The sequence below is a fragment of the Thiothrix winogradskyi genome (assembly GCF_021650935.1).
GTDB lineage: Bacteria > Pseudomonadota > Gammaproteobacteria > Thiotrichales > Thiotrichaceae > Thiothrix > Thiothrix winogradskyi.
Genome location: NZ_CP091244.1, coordinates 1,201,008 through 1,217,322, shown reverse-complemented (window position 1 = coordinate 1,217,322; position 16,315 = coordinate 1,201,008). Strand labels below are relative to the sequence as shown.

Annotated in this window: 17 protein-coding genes and 2 tRNA genes; 10 read left to right on the top strand and 9 right to left on the bottom strand. The window is 52.5% G+C overall.

The annotated features are described in order from the left end of the window. Positions 1–9: 9 nt before the first annotated feature. From L2Y54_RS06175 to L2Y54_RS06155, 5 genes are all read right to left on the bottom strand, one after another. Positions 10–1,632 (bottom strand): flotillin family protein, encoded by a 1,623-nt coding sequence (locus L2Y54_RS06175; RefSeq protein ID WP_236500923.1) that lies wholly within the window; start codon positions 1,630–1,632, stop codon positions 10–12. A gap of 93 nt (positions 1,633–1,725) precedes the next feature. Then, entirely contained in the window at positions 1,726–1,989 is a 264-nt protein-coding gene (locus L2Y54_RS06170; RefSeq protein ID WP_236500922.1) for a hypothetical protein, read from the bottom strand. A 63-nt stretch (positions 1,990–2,052) separates the two neighbouring features. After that, positions 2,053–4,326 carry an NADP-dependent malic enzyme gene (locus L2Y54_RS06165; RefSeq protein WP_236500921.1) on the bottom strand — a complete coding sequence of 758 codons (2,274 nt, stop codon included), beginning with the start codon at positions 4,324–4,326 and terminating at the stop codon, positions 2,053–2,055. Between the two features lie 130 nt (positions 4,327–4,456). Then, on the bottom strand, positions 4,457–4,972 hold the full coding sequence (locus L2Y54_RS06160) for a 3'-5' exonuclease (protein ID WP_236500920.1): 516 nt from the start codon (positions 4,970–4,972) through the stop codon (positions 4,457–4,459). Positions 4,973–5,040: 68 nt separating this feature from the next. Continuing rightward, entirely contained in the window at positions 5,041–6,204 is a 1,164-nt protein-coding gene (locus L2Y54_RS06155; protein WP_236500919.1) for a slipin family protein, read from the bottom strand. Between the two features lie 79 nt (positions 6,205–6,283). Here L2Y54_RS06155 and L2Y54_RS06150 point away from each other — a divergent pair, with 79 nt between their 5' ends. Further along, complete coding sequence (locus L2Y54_RS06150; protein ID WP_236500918.1) at positions 6,284–6,421, top strand: hypothetical protein; 138 nt, start codon at positions 6,284–6,286, stop codon at positions 6,419–6,421. Positions 6,422–6,442: 21 nt separating this feature from the next. Here L2Y54_RS06150 and L2Y54_RS06145 read toward each other — a convergent pair. Together L2Y54_RS06145 and L2Y54_RS06140 are read right to left on the bottom strand one after the other, a co-directional pair. Further along, positions 6,443–6,513, bottom strand: a tRNA-Gln gene (locus tag L2Y54_RS06145). Continuing rightward, positions 6,513–6,586, bottom strand: a tRNA-OTHER gene (locus L2Y54_RS06140). Before L2Y54_RS06140 ends, L2Y54_RS06145 begins: the two co-directional genes overlap by 1 nt. 251 nt (positions 6,587–6,837) lie before the next feature. Here L2Y54_RS06140 and L2Y54_RS06135 point away from each other — a divergent pair. From L2Y54_RS06135 to L2Y54_RS06125, 3 genes are read left to right on the top strand one after another with little or no spacing between them, the layout of a single operon-like run. Continuing rightward, positions 6,838–7,449, top strand: a complete 612-nt coding sequence (locus tag L2Y54_RS06135; RefSeq protein ID WP_236500917.1) for a DUF4143 domain-containing protein — start codon at positions 6,838–6,840, stop codon at positions 7,447–7,449. 36 nt (positions 7,450–7,485) lie between these two features. Further along, a complete protein-coding gene (locus L2Y54_RS06130) occupies positions 7,486–8,940 on the top strand; it encodes an Eco57I restriction-modification methylase domain-containing protein (RefSeq protein WP_236500916.1) in 1,455 nt (484 codons plus the stop codon). Then, positions 8,937–9,890, top strand: a complete 954-nt coding sequence (locus L2Y54_RS06125; RefSeq protein WP_236500914.1) for a BsuBI/PstI family type II restriction endonuclease — start codon at positions 8,937–8,939, stop codon at positions 9,888–9,890. The genes L2Y54_RS06130 and L2Y54_RS06125 overlap by 4 nt, the downstream gene beginning before the upstream one ends. Before the next feature lie 76 nt (positions 9,891–9,966). On the opposite strand, the gene L2Y54_RS06120 is transcribed toward L2Y54_RS06125, so the two are convergent. Both L2Y54_RS06120 and orn read right to left on the bottom strand, forming a co-directional pair. Beyond that, positions 9,967–11,124: a hypothetical protein gene (locus L2Y54_RS06120; protein ID WP_236500913.1), complete on the bottom strand. Its 1,158-nt coding sequence runs from the start codon at positions 11,122–11,124 to the stop codon at positions 9,967–9,969. A 36-nt stretch (positions 11,125–11,160) separates the two neighbouring features. Continuing rightward, positions 11,161–11,706 (bottom strand): oligoribonuclease, encoded by a 546-nt coding sequence (gene orn / locus L2Y54_RS06115; RefSeq protein WP_236500912.1) that lies wholly within the window; start codon positions 11,704–11,706, stop codon positions 11,161–11,163. 48 nt (positions 11,707–11,754) lie between these two features. Between orn and L2Y54_RS06110 the strand changes: the two genes are divergently transcribed. From L2Y54_RS06110 to L2Y54_RS06085, 6 genes are all read left to right on the top strand, one after another. Next, entirely contained in the window at positions 11,755–12,642 is an 888-nt protein-coding gene (locus L2Y54_RS06110) for a M48 family metallopeptidase (RefSeq protein ID WP_236500911.1), read from the top strand. 70 nt (positions 12,643–12,712) lie between these two features. Further along, the gene (locus tag L2Y54_RS06105; protein WP_236499760.1) at positions 12,713–13,858 is read left to right on the top strand and encodes an ISAs1 family transposase; all 1,146 of its coding nucleotides are present in this window, start codon (positions 12,713–12,715) and stop codon (positions 13,856–13,858) included. 46 nt (positions 13,859–13,904) lie between these two features. Beyond that, complete coding sequence (locus L2Y54_RS06100; RefSeq protein ID WP_236500910.1) at positions 13,905–14,264, top strand: M48 family metalloprotease; 360 nt, start codon at positions 13,905–13,907, stop codon at positions 14,262–14,264. 13 nt (positions 14,265–14,277) lie between these two features. Further along, a complete protein-coding gene (locus L2Y54_RS06095) occupies positions 14,278–14,550 on the top strand; it encodes a hypothetical protein (RefSeq protein ID WP_236500909.1) in 273 nt (90 codons plus the stop codon). Positions 14,551–14,591: 41 nt separating this feature from the next. Next, positions 14,592–15,500, top strand: coding sequence for a ribosome small subunit-dependent GTPase A (rsgA, locus tag L2Y54_RS06090; RefSeq protein ID WP_236500908.1), 909 nt, complete (start codon positions 14,592–14,594; stop codon positions 15,498–15,500). Between the two features lie 256 nt (positions 15,501–15,756). Continuing rightward, positions 15,757–16,272, top strand: a complete 516-nt coding sequence (locus L2Y54_RS06085) for a protein-tyrosine phosphatase family protein (RefSeq protein ID WP_236500907.1) — start codon at positions 15,757–15,759, stop codon at positions 16,270–16,272. Positions 16,273–16,315 lie beyond the last annotated feature (43 nt).

Genomic DNA, 16,315 nt, shown 5'->3' with positions numbered 1-16,315 from the left:
GACACTGACTTAAGCACGTTCATCACGGTAGTAATCATCGTCGTAGCCGTCATCATCGGCGGTCACTGGCTGTTCGCGCTCACGCGCCGGGGTTGGCGCGGGCTTTTTAGCTTCCGGCGGTTTTGCCTCTTCAGCAAACAGACCCGCGTGTAAACTGCGCGTCATATCATTGAGCGAACCACCTTTCAAACCGACTTCACCCAACAAGCTTTCAATCAAAGGCACTTGCGCACGGTAACGCAAGGCACTATCCACCACTTGCTCGGCAAGGTTGCTGCCACCGCCGCCGTTGTTATTGCCGTTGCCTGCATCGCCGCCATTGTTGCCACCACCAGAACTACTGCGCCCGATGGCATTGTTTAAACCGTCGATGTGCATGATTTTGATGCCTTCGATATTTTCCATCGGGCGCACACTTTCGCGGATAATATTCGGCAATTGCCGCACGATTTCCATTTTGACTTGCATCGCAATTTGGTCGTTGGAGAGCAGGTTGGATGCTTCGTTAAGCGCTTTCTTGCCCGCCGCTTCGACTTGGTAACGCAATTGCGCTGCCATTGCTGCCATTTTTTCTACATCGGCATTGGCTTCAGCAATAATCACTTGGCGACGTGCTTCTTTTTCAGCACTGATGACTTCGACAATGCGGGAACGTTCGGCTTCGGCGCGTTCGCGGGCGGTACGGATTTCCTCGGAAATCTTCTCGAATTCGGCTTTGACTTTGTTGGTTTCAATCCACGCTTGTGACACTTCCCGTTCTAACGCGGCTTGTTGCATGTTCATGGATTGTTGGGCGCGTTCAATCGAAATCTCTTTGTCGATATTGATTTCTTCGATCTTGCGCTGGGTTTCGGCTTCGTTCTCGGCTTTTTGGCGCTTGCGTTCGTTTTGCGCCACGACTTCCTTGTACTCCATCTCTTCTTTTTTGATGGTGGCTTCGAGGTTACGCTGCTTAATCGCGACCGCCGTTTCTTGCTCAATATTATTGCGGCGTTTGGCATTGTCGGAGGTTACTTGCTCCAAAATACTCAAGCCTTTCGCGTCGAAGGCATTGTTGGGGTCGAAATATTTTTTGTCGGTCTGGTCAAGACCCGTGAGGGATACCGATACCAGTTCCAAACCGTTTTTGTGAAACTCGGCATTCACCGCTTCTTCTACGTTGTGTTCAAACGCGGCACGTTTTTGGTGTAACTCCTCCAGCTCCATCCCTGAAGCAACCGAACGCAAGGCAGCAACGCACGGGGCTTCAAACACCTCCCTGATTGCTTCCTTATCCAAAGTACGCAAGCCCAACGCACGGGCTGCGGTACTAATGGCTTCTGGGCGGGCTTCCACCCGCAGGAAGAATTCGGCGGTTACATCCACCCGCAGCGGGTCTTTTGTGACCAGCGCCTGTTCCATTTCACGGGTAATTTCGATTTTCAGGGTTTGCATATTGATCGGCATCACCTCGTGGATGACGGGCAGCACGAATGCGCCACTACCAAGAATGACTTTTTCCCCACCTAAGCCAGTGCGTACAAACGCCGTGTCTTTTTTGGCACGTTTATAAAAAGCTGAGAACGCGGCAGCGCCTAGCACTGCCACCGCCAGTATTCCCAGTACTATGAAAAGGTAGCTCATCCAGTCCATGCGCTTTCACCCAAGTGTGATAGGTTGTGATGGGGTGAGTATACGCAATATCCTGAAATAGCGCAGGAAACCCTTTAATAGCCAATTAAGACCCTAGCGCGGTTGCGCCAACGCTTGCACTTCAGCAATCGCCTGGGCTGAGCCTTCGAGTTCAAATTGAAGCGGGAACGATTCACGCACTGCCAACACCTTGAGTTTGCCAGCCTTCTCTAAAGCGCGAATCTGCGTTTCGACGGGATCAGGCTGCGTGGTTGTACCAGTCACGGTCGCACGGGTAGTCGCTTGCTCGCTCCCAGTAGGCGGTGTGCAAGCACACAAGGTCGCGAGGCAAAACACCAATATGCCGAAAGTTTTCATAGCCATTCCTTGGGTTAGGTAGAGACGCAAAATCTTGCGTCTCTACGCGCTCATTGTCAAACGTTACGCTTTGCGGCTCATCGCTTCGACGCTGGCGAAGGCTGCCATGTTCACAATCCCGCGCACCGTGGTGCTTTCGGTGAGAATATGCGCGGGGTATTTTGTACCCACCAACATTGGCCCCACCGGTAAACCATCCGCCAGCGTTTTGGTCATATTGTACGCAATATTCGCCGAGTTCAGATCGGGGCAAACCAGCAAATTGGCTTCGCCCTCAAACGCGCAGCCTTTGAACATGCGGTCACGGATGTCTTGCGATAACGCCGCATCCGCGTGCATTTCACCTTCCACCAGCAAATCCGGGTGTTTTTCACGTAAGATTTCCAGCGTGCGACGCATTTTGGCGGAATGCACATTCATGCGGCTGCCAAAGTTGGAATGCGACAGCAACGCCGCTTTGGGTTCCATCCCAAAACCTGCCACCAATTCCGCCGCCAATGCGGTGTTATCAGCAAGCTGCTCAGCGGTTGGGTCATCGCCGACGTGGGTATCGGTGAGGAAATATGTCCCCTGCTTCAAAATCAGCATGGTCACTGCCGCCACATCGCTCAAACCGGGACGCGCCCCAATCAAGTCACGCACGTAATGCAGATGCGAAATGAAGTTACCTTCCACCCCGCAAATCATCGCGTCGGCATCGCCACAACGCACCATTACCGCCGCAATTTGCGTGGTACGCGCCGTCATTACCCGGCGGCTGTAAGTTGGCGTTACCCCTTTGCGGCACATCACGGCGTAATGTTCTTCCACATGGCGTTCGTAGTCGGGGTTATTGCGAGGGTCAACCACGGTAATGTTTTCACCGATTTTCAGGCGCAAATCGTAGGCTTCGATATTACGCTGAATCAGCTCAGGGTTGCCCAGCAGGATCGGTTTGCAAATGCCATCATCCACCAATTGCTGGGCGGCGTTGATGACGCGCTGGGATTCGCCTTCCGCAAACACAATGCGCTGCGGGTTGCGTTTGGCTTTTTCAAACACGGGTTTCATGGTCATGCCGGAGCGGAACACGAAACTTTCCAGTTGACGTTCATACGCCTCGAAATCGGTAATTGGGCGGGTAGCCACACCGGTTTCCATCGCAGCTTTAGCGACACGCGGCGGAATGATGGTCATCAAACGCGGATCGAATGGCTTAGGAATCAGGTAGTCGCGCCCGAAGTGGAATTCCGCCCCGCCATACGCAGACACTACTGCGTCGGAGGCTTCGCGCATTGCCAAATCGCCAATGGCTTCGACCACCGCAATTTTCATCGCTTCGTTGATTTCAGTTGCACCCACGTCCAACGCGCCCCGGAACAGGAACGGGAAGCACAGCACGTTATTCACTTGGTTGGGATAATCGCTGCGCCCGGTAGCCACAATCGCGTCAGAACGCACTTCGTAAATCAGTTCGGGGCGGATTTCTGGCTCAGGGTTGGCGAGCGCGAGGATAAGGGGATTTGCCGCCATTACCTTGACGTGATGCTGTTTCAACACGCGCGGCGCGGATAAACCGAGGAAAACGTCCACGCCGTCCATCACATCATCCAGCGTGCGTGCGTCGGTGTCGATGGCGTAAGCGGCGTTGTACGGGTTCATTTCATCGACCCGACCGGTGTAGATAATGCCGAAGCGGTCGTTAACGACGATGTTTTCTTTCTTTAAACCCATTTCAACCAGCAAATTCAGACAAGCAATTGCTGCTGCACCCGCGCCGGAACACACCAGTTTCACGTCTTCGATATTCTTACCCGCGACGCGCAAACCGTTACGGATGGCTGCTGCCACGCAAATCGCCGTGCCGTGCTGGTCGTCGTGGAAAACGGGAATTTTCATCATGGCTTTAAGGCGTTTTTCCACCTCAAAACATTCCGGGGCTTTAATATCTTCGAGGTTAATGCCGCCGAATGTCGGTTCAAGCAAGCTGATCGCGTCCACCAAACGGTCTACGTCGAGCGTGTCCATTTCAATGTCGAAGGCATTCACACCCGCGAATTTCTTGAACAATACCGCTTTGCCTTCCATCACGGGTTTGGAGGCGAGTGCGCCGATCGAACCCAAACCCAGCACCGCCGTGCCGTTGGAAATAACCGCTACCAGATTGCCGCGTGAGGTGTAATCCGCCGCACACGCGGGGTCAGCCGCAATCGCAAGGCTTGCCGCTGCTACGCCGGGGGAATACGCCAGTGCCAAATCGCGCTGGTTCGCCATGTTTTTGGTGGGAGTGACTTCGAGTTTGCCCGGTTGCGGGAAGCGGTGGTAGTCGAGTGCGGCTTGGTCTAATTCGTCTTTCATAGCGGTATGTCGTCCTAAAGCTGTTATCGAAACGTAGCGGATTTCTGCCGATTGAGCGATTGCCTGATGACGTGATACCGCCGTTGGTCTGATATTACCTGAGTTTTGTGCGATGCGGAAAATGTTTGTGCTAGGGTAATTTCAAACCGTATTGCCGCGCCAACGTGAGCAACGCTTCCGCATTCCCTTTTGCATCATTCACCGGATGGTGGTCATGCGCCGTTTTACGCAGGTGCTTGAAGTTCTGAAACATATCCCGCACCAAGCCTTTGTACAGTGAACCCAGATTGGTGGAACTGTAGCCAAACGGATTACTGCCCAGAAAGTGATGGAAATACCAGTTGATGAACGACCAATCAAAGCCGTTATTGTCGGCGATGAAATGCGGGCGGCCTTTGACTTCGCGCTGGAGCCAATCGGCAAAACCTTGCATGACGACAGCAGGTTCCTCAAACGTAAGCGTTTCCTCACGGGAATGCCCGCTGACCGCAAGGGCTTGCGGAATCCAGCGTTCGGAAATCGGTTGGAGTTGCCCATAAAAGGTGCGCTGCAAATCCGGCTCGACAATGACCGCGCCGAAACTGACCATTGAATAATCGCCGGGGATCGGGCCATCGGCTTCGATGTCGACCATGATGAAGGTCATGTTGGTTTTCTCCTGATGATGTAGAGACGCAAAATCTTGCGTCTCTACGGGGGTTGCATTGTGGAAGGTTACGCTGCTTTGCCCTTATCCGTCAGCTTGACCAAATCGTTCATGACGCCATCCAGACCGCCGTAGACGTTCAGGGTGCTGATGCGCCCGGTGATCTTTTCCAAGATTTCCAGCTCTTTCAGGCGCAGCAAGACCGGGTTGCCTTCCATGACCTTGGCGGTGTTGTGCAGGGAACGGGTTTCCTGCGTTTCTTCACGGCGGCGGATCAGGTTGGCTTCGGCGCGTTTTTCGGCTTCGACAACTTGCGCCAGAATCGCTTTCATGTCACCGGGCAATACGATGTCACGCGCCCCGACGGTTTTCAGGTCGATGCCGTAAGCCGCTGCTTTTTCCGCCACCGTTTGCTGGATGGATTGGTTCAGCAGGTTTTTGTCTGCCAGCAATTCGTCCAGCGTTTGGGTGGAAACCACGGCACGTAACGCCAGTTGCAGCTCGCGGTACAGGTAGTCCTTGTGGTCTGCCAGTGCCGTTTTGACTTGCTGCGGGTCAACAATCTGCCACATGGCGGAAAGGTTGATGCGCAAGCCTACGCGGTCTTTGGTGAGGATTTCCTGACCATTAACCTCCATGTTTTGCAGGCGGCAATCGAGTTGCGTGACCTTGATCGTGTGGTTGAATTGCCACCAAACGTGCGTACCTGCCGTCAGTATTTCGCGCTGTTCGCCGTCGACTTCCAGAAAGCCGGTGTGACCTTCGGGGATGGTCGCCATCACCAAAGCGTTTAAGGCCGCCGCCCGTAAGGTGGCATCTTTTGCGGTCAGCAATTGGCTTGCCAAGGCTTTGGGCAGCTTGAAATCGGTGCTGATGTCGAGCTTGCGGACTTCGATGCTACGCTGACCTTGCCAGCACGCGCCACGTTGCGCAGGTGGCTTGATGTCTTTCAGCACATTGTCTTGGTACAGCAAACCGACTTCCTGTTCGCCGGTTTCCCAGCGTTGGAGGTGCGCGGCGAATGGGGCGGCGTGCAAATCGGCAAGGCTGACGACATCATCCGGCACAAAGGTTTGCGCACTGCCTGTGACCGCGAATTGCTGCACGCGGTATTGGTTTTTCCAGCCGTGGAAGGTGTGGACACCCGCAGGCAGGACTTGCGCGAACTGTTCGTCTTTGAACAACAGCCCGCGATGTGTTTCTGGAACAATGATTTTGGTTTTGAATAACATGGCGTTGTCCTTTAAAAAATAGGTGGCATTCCCCCACACCCTTGCAGGCTTGACGGTTTGTGCCGGATGGGAAACCAGCGTGCGCCGAAGCTGTGGCGGTTTCGCACCCCGCAAACCCGCCGTCAAGGCGGCGCGGGTGTTGGTCGTTGCCTTCCAGCACGAATGCTGGCGGGCATTGACCGTGGTGGTTTGCCGTTTGTTTGCCCTTGCGGGCTAAGTTACCGTTTAAGGGTAAGTTCACTAGCCGGAGTCGAACCGACGACAACCAGATACAAGATCCAGTGCTCTACCAGACTGAGCTACAGTGATGGGGCAGCCAGTTGGAGTCGAACCAACGACCGACCGGATTTCCGGTTGCTCTACCAGACTGAGCTATGGCTGCATGGTTTTGACGATCAGAACAGATACGCGGTAACACCAGTGGTGGTCGCGTCAGGCAGGCGGTTGAACCTGCTCCACGAGTAACGAAAGTCGCTGGTATCTTTGCAAAGGGTGTGCCAGACGTGGAGATTATTTTTTAAGCCACTGAATTAAATGATATTTATTTTTTGGCGCGGTTGTTTGGAGGAAAACAAGTTTGCAAAAACACCTATCCAAAAAGATAGGAATCTATTCTGATAGTTACTTTTTATCATGCTAATCCACGACACCAACACCGTGCAAGACATCGCCCATCTGGATGTACTCGCCACCCTGTTGCGGGAGCAATGTGGGCAGGTGGTGCGTTACAGCTCGCTGGCAAACCAGATCAATGTCAGTGTGGACACCATCCGCCGCTGGGTGACGCTGCTGGAAAGTTTCTACTACGCTTTTCGGGTTACGCCTTGGTTTCAGAACCTTGCATCTGCCTTGCGCAAAGAGCCGAAAATCTATCTGTGGGATTGGTCACAGGTGAAAGACATCGGTGCGAAAAACGAAAATCTGATTGCCAGCCATTTGCTCAAAGCCGTGCATTGGTGGACAGATCACGGGCTGGGCGATTACCAACTGCATTACCTGCGCACCAAAGACCAGAAAGAAGTCGATTTCCTCATCAGCCGCGATAACCAGCCTTGGTTGTTGGTAGAAGTGAAAAGCTCCGTCAACCAACCGCTCAACAAGCATCTGGGCTGGTTTCAGGAACAACTGGGCGCGGAACATGCCTTGCAGGTGGTGATGGATATGCCGTATGTGGAAGCGGATTGCTTTGCAGTGGGCAAGCCGGTGAAAGTGCCGGTGGAGACATTGTTGATGCGGTTGGTTTAATTTGTGTTTGCTACAGGCTCTCCCTATCATAATGCCATGATAACTACCCTTGTCTCCAACCATCTCCACCGCGAAGCCTGCCAGCAACTGCCGGACACCCAACGCAGCCAGCTAGGCCAATATATGACATCCGCTGCCATTGCCCGCTTCATGGCTTCGCTGTTCCATTACCCGGAACAAGCCCGCTTGCTGGATGCTGGTGCAGGCACGGGTTCGCTGACCGCTGCTTTTTTGGACGCTGCCCTGCAACACGGCACAAGCACCGCAGTGGATGCATGGGAAATCGACCCCATCTTGCGCCGTTACCTGCAAACGACGCTGGAACAATACGTGCAACGCGGGCAAGGGCACATCACTACCCAATTACATTCCATTGATTTCATCGAAGACACCAGTTTTGCAGCACAAACCGGTATCGGCAAACGCTACACCCACGCCATCCTCAATCCGCCGTACAAGAAAATCAACACCCAGTCTCGTCACCGTCAACTCTTGCGCAAAGCCGGGATTGAAACCGTCAATCTATATACTGGCTTTGTTGCACTCGCCATCCTGCTGCTGGAAACCGGCGGCGAACTGGTAGCCATTATCCCGCGCTCGTTCTGCAACGGCAGCTATTACCGCCCGTTCCGTGAACTGCTGTTAAAACAGTGCGCTATTCGCCACATCCACCTGTTTGAAAGCCGCAGCAAAGCCTTCGGTGCAGACGACGTATTACAAGAAAACATCATTATCCATCTGCTCAAAAATGTGGAACAAGGGCAAGTCACCGTCTCGACTTCGCACGATGCTCGTTTCGCTGACTATCAGGAAGCCTGCTTTGCCTTTGCGAACATCGTCAAATCGGGTGATGCCGAGCAATTCATCCACATCCCGACCAGCCATGCCGCAACAGATATTCCCGCCGTCAGTACCCATTCGTTGGTAGAACTAGGCTTGGAAGTTTGCACCGGCCCCGTGGTCGATTTCCGCCTGAAAGAATGCTGGAGTGCACAACCCGGCAACAACACCGTGCCTTTGCTCTACCCCCACCATTTCAGTACCGGGCAACTGGTTTGGCCTAAACTACACAAGAAACCCAACGCTTTGCACTTGCTACCAGCCTCCCGCAAATGGCTGATGCCAAATGGACATTACGTGCTGGTTAAACGCTTTTCCTCCAAGGAAGAACGCCGTCGTGTTGTCGCTTATCACCTGACACCGGAAATACTGAGCAGTGAACTGATCGGCTTTGAAAACCACTGGAATATCTTCCACATCGGCAAAGCAGGGCTGGATGCAACACTGGCAAGCGGTTTGGCAACCTTCCTCAATTCGACTGTGCTGGATGATTGGTTCCGCGTATTTTCCGGGCATACGCAAGTCAATGCTACCGACTTGCGTACCTTGCGTTACCCCAGTCGCGCCCAATTGCTGGTACTCGGCGAACGTGCCGCCAGCTATGCCAGCCTTGACCAAACCACCATCGACCAACTGGTTGCAGCCCTATGACCACACAGCAAGAACGCATCAACGACGCATTGCACATCCTCCAAGCCTTGGGGATGCCCAAAGAACAACTCAACGAACGCACCGCCATTACGTTGCTGGCATTGCTGAATTTACCTGCTGATGAGCGATGGCAACATGCCAGCAATTCACTGCTGGGTATTCGTGCCATACTGGATTTTGCCCGCCAACAAATGGCACGCAACTACGCCGAAAACACTCGCGAAAGTGTGCGCAAATACAGTGTCAAACAATTGGTAGCGGCAGGTGTCTTGCTGCACAACCCCGACAAACCCGACCGGGCAGTGAACAGCGCGGATAATTGCTATCAAGTTGAGGAACAAGCCCTTGCGCTGTTCCAACAGTTTGGCACAAAAAATTGGGATGCCGCTTTAGGCAACTATTTGGCACAACGGCAAACACTGGCTGACCAGTTTGCCCGCCACCGTGATATGCAACGCATTCCTGTCACCATTCAGCAAGATCAAACGATTACTTTGAGTCCGGGCGCACATTCCGGCCTGATCCGGCAGATTATTGAGGTATTTGCCCCACATTTCGTACCCGGTGGCGAACTGGTATACGTGGGTGACACTGGCAGCAAATGGGGCTATTTCAACGAACCGTTGTTGCAATCATTGGGCGTTGAAGTCGGCAACCACGGCAAAATGCCCGATATAGTGCTTTATCACCGCGAGAAAAACTGGCTGATTTTGGTCGAAGCCGTAACCAGCAGTGGCCCGGTAGACGGAATTCGCCACGCCGAACTTGCCAACTTGTTCAAATCAAGTTCGGCAGGTTTGGTTTATGTGACAGCCTTCCCTGACCGAGGTGAAATCCTGCGCAAGTTTTTGTCGGTAGTCGCATGGGAAACTGAAGTCTGGTGCGCCAGCGACCCTTCGCATTTGATTCATTTCAATGGTGTGCGGTTTTTAGGGCCGTATGCGAGTTAATGCCATTTCCAGAAAGCCTTCAGATTTAACCCAAAGGGGCAGACTCGATGGTTTCTCTAAATCATTACAACGGGAGTTAACGCATCATAGCGGCTTTAAAATACGCCACTGCCTGCCCTGCGACCGCCTCGCCTTCAATCACCTGTGTCAGGGGTAAGCTGGAACCATTAGCAAGTTGAGCCACAACTCGGTAATTGGGTAAATTCTGCCCGTTCTGCCGTATAAAGCGCGAATGCCCGCTATCCTGCATCTGGATGCTGGCGATACTGGCGTAAGGAACCGCAATGAAATCAATCGTCCAGCCCAGAAAGGCGTGTTTCACTGACAGATTGCTGCCATCCATTACCACGGTCAAGCTAGTGAACAACAATGTTGTACCGATCCAGATAAGCAACATACCCGCACTGCCGAAAAAGACCAGCGACATCATCCCCACCAGCGTGGTGTCCGCTGCCAGCACTGCCCCTGTCACCGCCATCAGACCCAAAAAACCCACCAAGGCAGCGGGGATGAACTGATCGCCAAACATGCGGTAGTGGACAACGCTGGCTCCCGCCGGGAAACCGGCTGCCTCGCACTGGTCAGGTGTTAGGGTAGGCAGTACCCCAGCAGGCGACTTGACCCAATCATCAGGATGGATAGCGGAACGTTGTCGGGTTGGTAGCACCGGGATTTCATACACCCAGTTGCCCTCCGACCCACGCAGGAGCAACGTACCCTCCCCCAGTTTCAGCACCAGTCGCCAAACATAAGGCGCATCGCTATCAGGCTTGCTCACGCTGGCAGGTAAATCGTCGGGTACGTCAAAACAGAACAGCCATGCATTACCACCGCTCAAGTTTGCATACCGCGCCACAGATTCTTGCTGCCAGATCAGATTTTCCTGATAAAGGCAGGAAAGCACCACACTGCATTGGCTCTGTTTGGGAGGTGAACACAACTGGATCTTCCCGCCAACCTGCCCACCAATCGCGCCTGGAAACGGGTCAAGCAACAACGGCATTTCACCAAACCGATACCAGAACTGACGCATTTCCACGACCGCAACCAACATAACCAACGTGAGCAGCACAAAAAAAACCGCCATCAGGATGCTAAACAGGCTATTACCTGATGATGCAGACACAAGCAAGGTGACTGTCGACCCGCCAAATAACATAGCCAACATGACCGTCTTGGAAACCTTGTCCCCGACCCGTGGAGATGGGTAAAAACAGTTCTGTGATTCAGGCATGGTGTGCAACTCCCAAGCAGTAGTGTATTTTGCCCGCTATTGCCGAATAAAATGCGCCCGATAATACGCCAGCTCATCAATCGAATCCCGCACATCCGCCAGCGCCAAATGCTGTGATTCCTTCTTAAAATCTGCCGCCAACCCCGGCTTCCAGCGGTTCGCCAATTCCTTCAGGGTACTCACATCCAGATTGCGGTAATGGAAAAACTTCTCCAATTCCGGCATTTGCCGCGCCAGGAAACGCCGATCCTGACAAATGCTATTGCCGCACATCGGCGACGCACCCGCTGGCACAAACTGCTTCAGGAAATCGAGGGTCGCTTGTTCGGCTTGCGCCTCCGTCCATTCACTCGCCAACACGCGCTGAATCAGCCCCGAACCACCGTGTTGTTTCTGATTCCATTCATCCATTTTTGCCAGCGTTTCGGCGGTTTGATGGATGGCAATCACCGGGCCTTCTGCCAGTATATTCAGGTCTTTATCGGTGACGACGGTGGCAATTTCGATAATCACGTCGTTGACGGTATCTAAGCCCGTCATTTCCAGATCAATCCAGATCAAATTTTCCTGATTCACGCTCATTCGGGTACACTGCACTTACTTTAAGGAAGCTGGAATATAACAGAGATTATGCAAACCTTTACCTACATTTTCCTCGCGTTTTTGCTGGCATCGACCTTGGTACAACTGTACTTGTCGTTGCGCCAGAAACAGCATGTCGGCGCTCACCGCAGCGCTGTTCCCAGCGCGTTTGCGGGCAAAATCTCGCTGGAAGAGCACCAAAAAGCCGCTGATTACACCCTCGCCAAAGGCGGTTTAGGGCGCATCGACCTGCTAATTGGCTTGGTGATCCTACTGGTCTGGACGCTCGGCGGCGGGCTGGAATGGCTGGATACGCAATGGCGCAGCTTCGGTTGGAATGAGCTATACACCGGCACAGCGGTCATGCTCAGCCTGATACTGATTGGCAGCCTATTGGATATGCCAATGTCACTCTACCGCACTTTTGTGTTGGAAGAGCGCTTTGGTTTCAATAAGATGACCCCAGCCACTTTTATCACCGACACGCTCAAAGGCGCAGCACTGGCGTTGATTATCGGTATTCCGGTGATCATGCTGATTTTGTGGCTGATGACCTCGGCGGGTAGCTTATGGTGGTTATATGCGTGGGCAGCGCTCACCGCATTTTCACTGCTAATGACGTGGGCATACCCCAAATTCATCGCACCTTTATTCAATAAATTCAGCCCCTTGGAAGATGGCGAAGTTGCCGAACGCCTCAACGCCTTGTTAGCACGCACCGGCTTTAACAGCAAAGGCGTATTCATCATGGATGGCTCGCGCCGTTCGGCTCACGGCAACGCTTACTTCACCGGCTTTGGTAAAAACAAGCGCATTGTGTTTTTCGACACCCTGCTCAAACACCTCACCCCCGCGCAAGTGGAAGCGGTACTCGCGCACGAATTGGGGCATTTCAAACGCAAACACATTGTCAAGGGCATGGCATTGTCAATGTAGGGTAATCGCATTAAAATGGTCTTGACAAAAGTCCCTTAAGCTTGTTTCCTTTCATGCTTTTGGTTGCCTGATGAAACTCCGCCCGACAGCCTCGATACTCGAACACTTTGCTTCAATCCCTGACCCACGCTTAGATCGCCGTAAGCGACACAAACTGAGCGACATTTTCTTTATCACGCTGTGCGCGGTGATTTGCGGCGCGGATGACTGGGCATCCATCGAACAGTTTGGCAGAGCCAAAGAAAAGTGGTTCACCAGCGTACTGGATTTGAAGCATGGTATCCCGTCACACGATACCTTTGGGCGCGTTTTTGGGTTGATCGACACCCAGCAGTTCAGTGAGTGTTTTAGTCGCTGGGTGGCAGACTTGGGCGACCTTAGTGACGGTGAAATCATTGCCATTGATGGTAAATGCCTGCGCCGTAGCCTTGATAGCGCATCAGATAAGTCGGCCATTTACATGGTCAGTGCTTGGGCAACTCAAAACCAGTTGGTGCTAGGTCAGCAGCGGGTGGATGACAAGTCCAATGAAATCACTGCCATCCCTAAACTATTGATGCAACTGGATATTGCAGGAGCAGTGGTGACGCTGGATGCGATGGGATGCCAAACCGCCATTGCCCTACAAATCGTAGACAAAGGTGCAGATTACCTGCTCAGCTTAAAGGGTAATCAAGGCACACTTCACCAAGACGTAAAGCTGTTCTTTGAATCGGCTAACACCTGCCCACCCGTGGGACATGTCAGCTATGACGGTGGACATGGACGGATTGAGACCCGTAGTGTACGCGCCACATCAGCTATCGACTGGTTAAAGAAAGACCATGTTCATTGGCCTAAGCTCACTAGCATCATTGCTGTGACGGCTACCCGCGAATGCAAGGACAAAACCACGGAAGAAACCCGTTACTTCATCACCAGTATGGAAGCCTCAAACCCTGAACGTTTAGGGCAAATCGTGCGTGCGCATTGGGGCATCGAGAACAATTTGCATTGGGTATTGGACTACGCTTTCCGCGAAGATGACCAACGAATGCGTTCCGGTAACAGCGATGCGAATATGGCGGTTGTTCGGCATATTGCCCTCAATTTGGTCAAAACCGAAAAAACCGTCAAGCTCGGCGTGAAAAACAAACGTCTTAACGCAGGCTGGGATGAGGATTACCTACTAAAAATCGTTACAGGCAGACCAGGGGCTACCAAGCCTAAAACTTAGGGCTTTGTAAAACAAGATATATTTAATGCGATTGCCCTAATTGTCAATGCTCATGACATTGAGCGGTTTCATCGTTTTGGCATGGTTAATGACACAAGCGTGGTTTTATACTGCACTCGGTGTCAGCCAACCCTCGACGTACATGGCGCTGGTGTTATTTATATTAGTCAGTTCGGTGTTCACCTTTTTTATCGGCCCGATCATGGCCTGGTGGTCGCGCAAACACGAATTTGAGGCAGATGAATTCGCGGCACAACAATCGAGCAGTGCGGAACTGATTGCGGCATTAGTGGGTCTTTATAAAGAGAATGCCAACACCCTGACACCTGATCCGTGGTATTCGGCATTTTATGACTCGCATCCGCCCGCAGCGATACGGATTGCGCATTTACAACAACAAATGTAACAAGAGTAGTGAAATGAAAGCGAAAGCTCTTATGATTCTCTGTAGCGGTCTACTGCTGATGCAGACAGCACAAGCCGCACCTAACCCGGCTAACGGACAAATACTGTTCGTTAATTCGCCCTGTGATACGGAGGCACTAACCACGCCAAACCCCGTCATCACAGACACTGCCAGTTTGGAAAAAGAAGTTCGTCAATGCGACATCAGCCGGAATATCAACTGGTATGACGATGAAATCAAGGATGTAGTGGCTTATCTCAACCAGACTTACCACAAATTTCCGTAATACATGGGCAACTCAGACGTTTTCCGTCACAATAGGACGTTATGACGGAAAACTTATCTCACCCTGCCTCCACCGCACCAGAAAACGGGCAAATCATTACCCGTTTCGGCGCTGATTTCTTAGTAGAAACAGCGGACGCTGAACTATTACGCTGTACAGCCCGCCGCAAACTTGACCACCTTGCTTGCGGCGACTACGTGCAGTGGGAACGCCAAGCCCAAGGCAATGCCGCCGTCACTGCCATGCTCCCGCGCCGCAACGTGCTGGAACGCCCCGATTTTCGCGGCAGATTGCGCCCCATTGCTGCCAATATCGACCTATTGATTGTGGTCGCCAGTTGGCAACCCGCCCCCGTTTGGGAAACGCTCGACCGTTACCTGATTGCTGCCAACCGCCTCCCCGCCGACGTGCTCTTGGTTTTCAACAAAGCCGACTTACGCCAGAGCCTCGCCAGTGCCGAAGCCGAAATCTGTTTAGCAGAATACCAACGCATTGGCATTCCGATTCTGCACGTCTCCGCCAAGCAACAGCAGGGCATTCAACCCATCCTTGATGCCATTCAAGGGCGCACCGCGATTGTGGTCGGGCAATCCGGGGTAGGCAAATCATCGCTTGCCATGCAATTACTGCCCGAAACTGATATTCGCGTCGGCACTATTTCTGAGACCGGCGAAGGTCGCCACACCACCACCTCGGCAACCCTGTACCGCTTACCGTCGGGCGGCTCGCTGATCGACTCCCCCGGTGTGCGCGATTTTGGGTTAACCGGCATGGACTTTGCGACGCTGGAAACTGGCTTCCCCGAATTCCGCCCGTTTCTGGGTGAATGCCGCTTCCACAATTGCACCCATAACCATGAGCCGGGTTGCGCCATAAAAGCGGCTGTACAAAGCGGACAACTGCCACCACGACGCTTTAACCGTTACCTCAGTTTATTGGCAAATATTTAACGCCATTAACCTGTTATCTGCCTTACATACCCATTATCGGCTCACTTATCCTGATTCATCTCGGATTCGGTTTGCCAGCCGCTATAATGACGGTAAATAAATTAAAAATAAGGCACACAACAAAATTAGGTCGATTTTCAAAATGATTTGTCATTAAGTGATCACCATCACTTAATGAATCGGAACTTTTCAGTAAAGTCAAGAGCCTTAGCTATGAGTTTCACTAGAAAACACCCTAAGCCAATGAGGTAACACCATGAACATCCATCAATTACATATTGCTGACAAAAACAGCGCCAACGCCGGTATGCAAGAATGCACCCCCTGCGAAACCTCCCCCCGCCCCGAAACAGCCCGCTACTGGCCTAAAGTCAGAATGCAGCGCCGCTACCAAGACGGAATGCCCGATGAACGCTTAAGCATTGAAATCTCCAACCCTTGTCCTGATATTATTCTCCGCCACGTCAAAATCGCCTTTCTCTCCACCAGCCCACACAACCACCTGAAAAATGGCCAACTGGCTGTCAAATTTGCCCCCACCCACGGTATCGAATTCGGTGACATTGCTTACAGCAATACCAATGGCAAACTCAGCAGCATGACCCGTGACATCATTATGATTGAACATCAGGCCAGCCCAGAAGGTCGTGAAATCTATGCCGGGGTATGCTTTACCGCCTGTACCAAAACCGGTGAAGTCAAACATTACGGGTATCTGTTATTCAAAAGTAATGTATTACGAGCACAAGAGGCACTCGACCAAGCCGCCTGAATACCGTATGCCGGTACAGCATTCATTTGAATCCATGACGGCA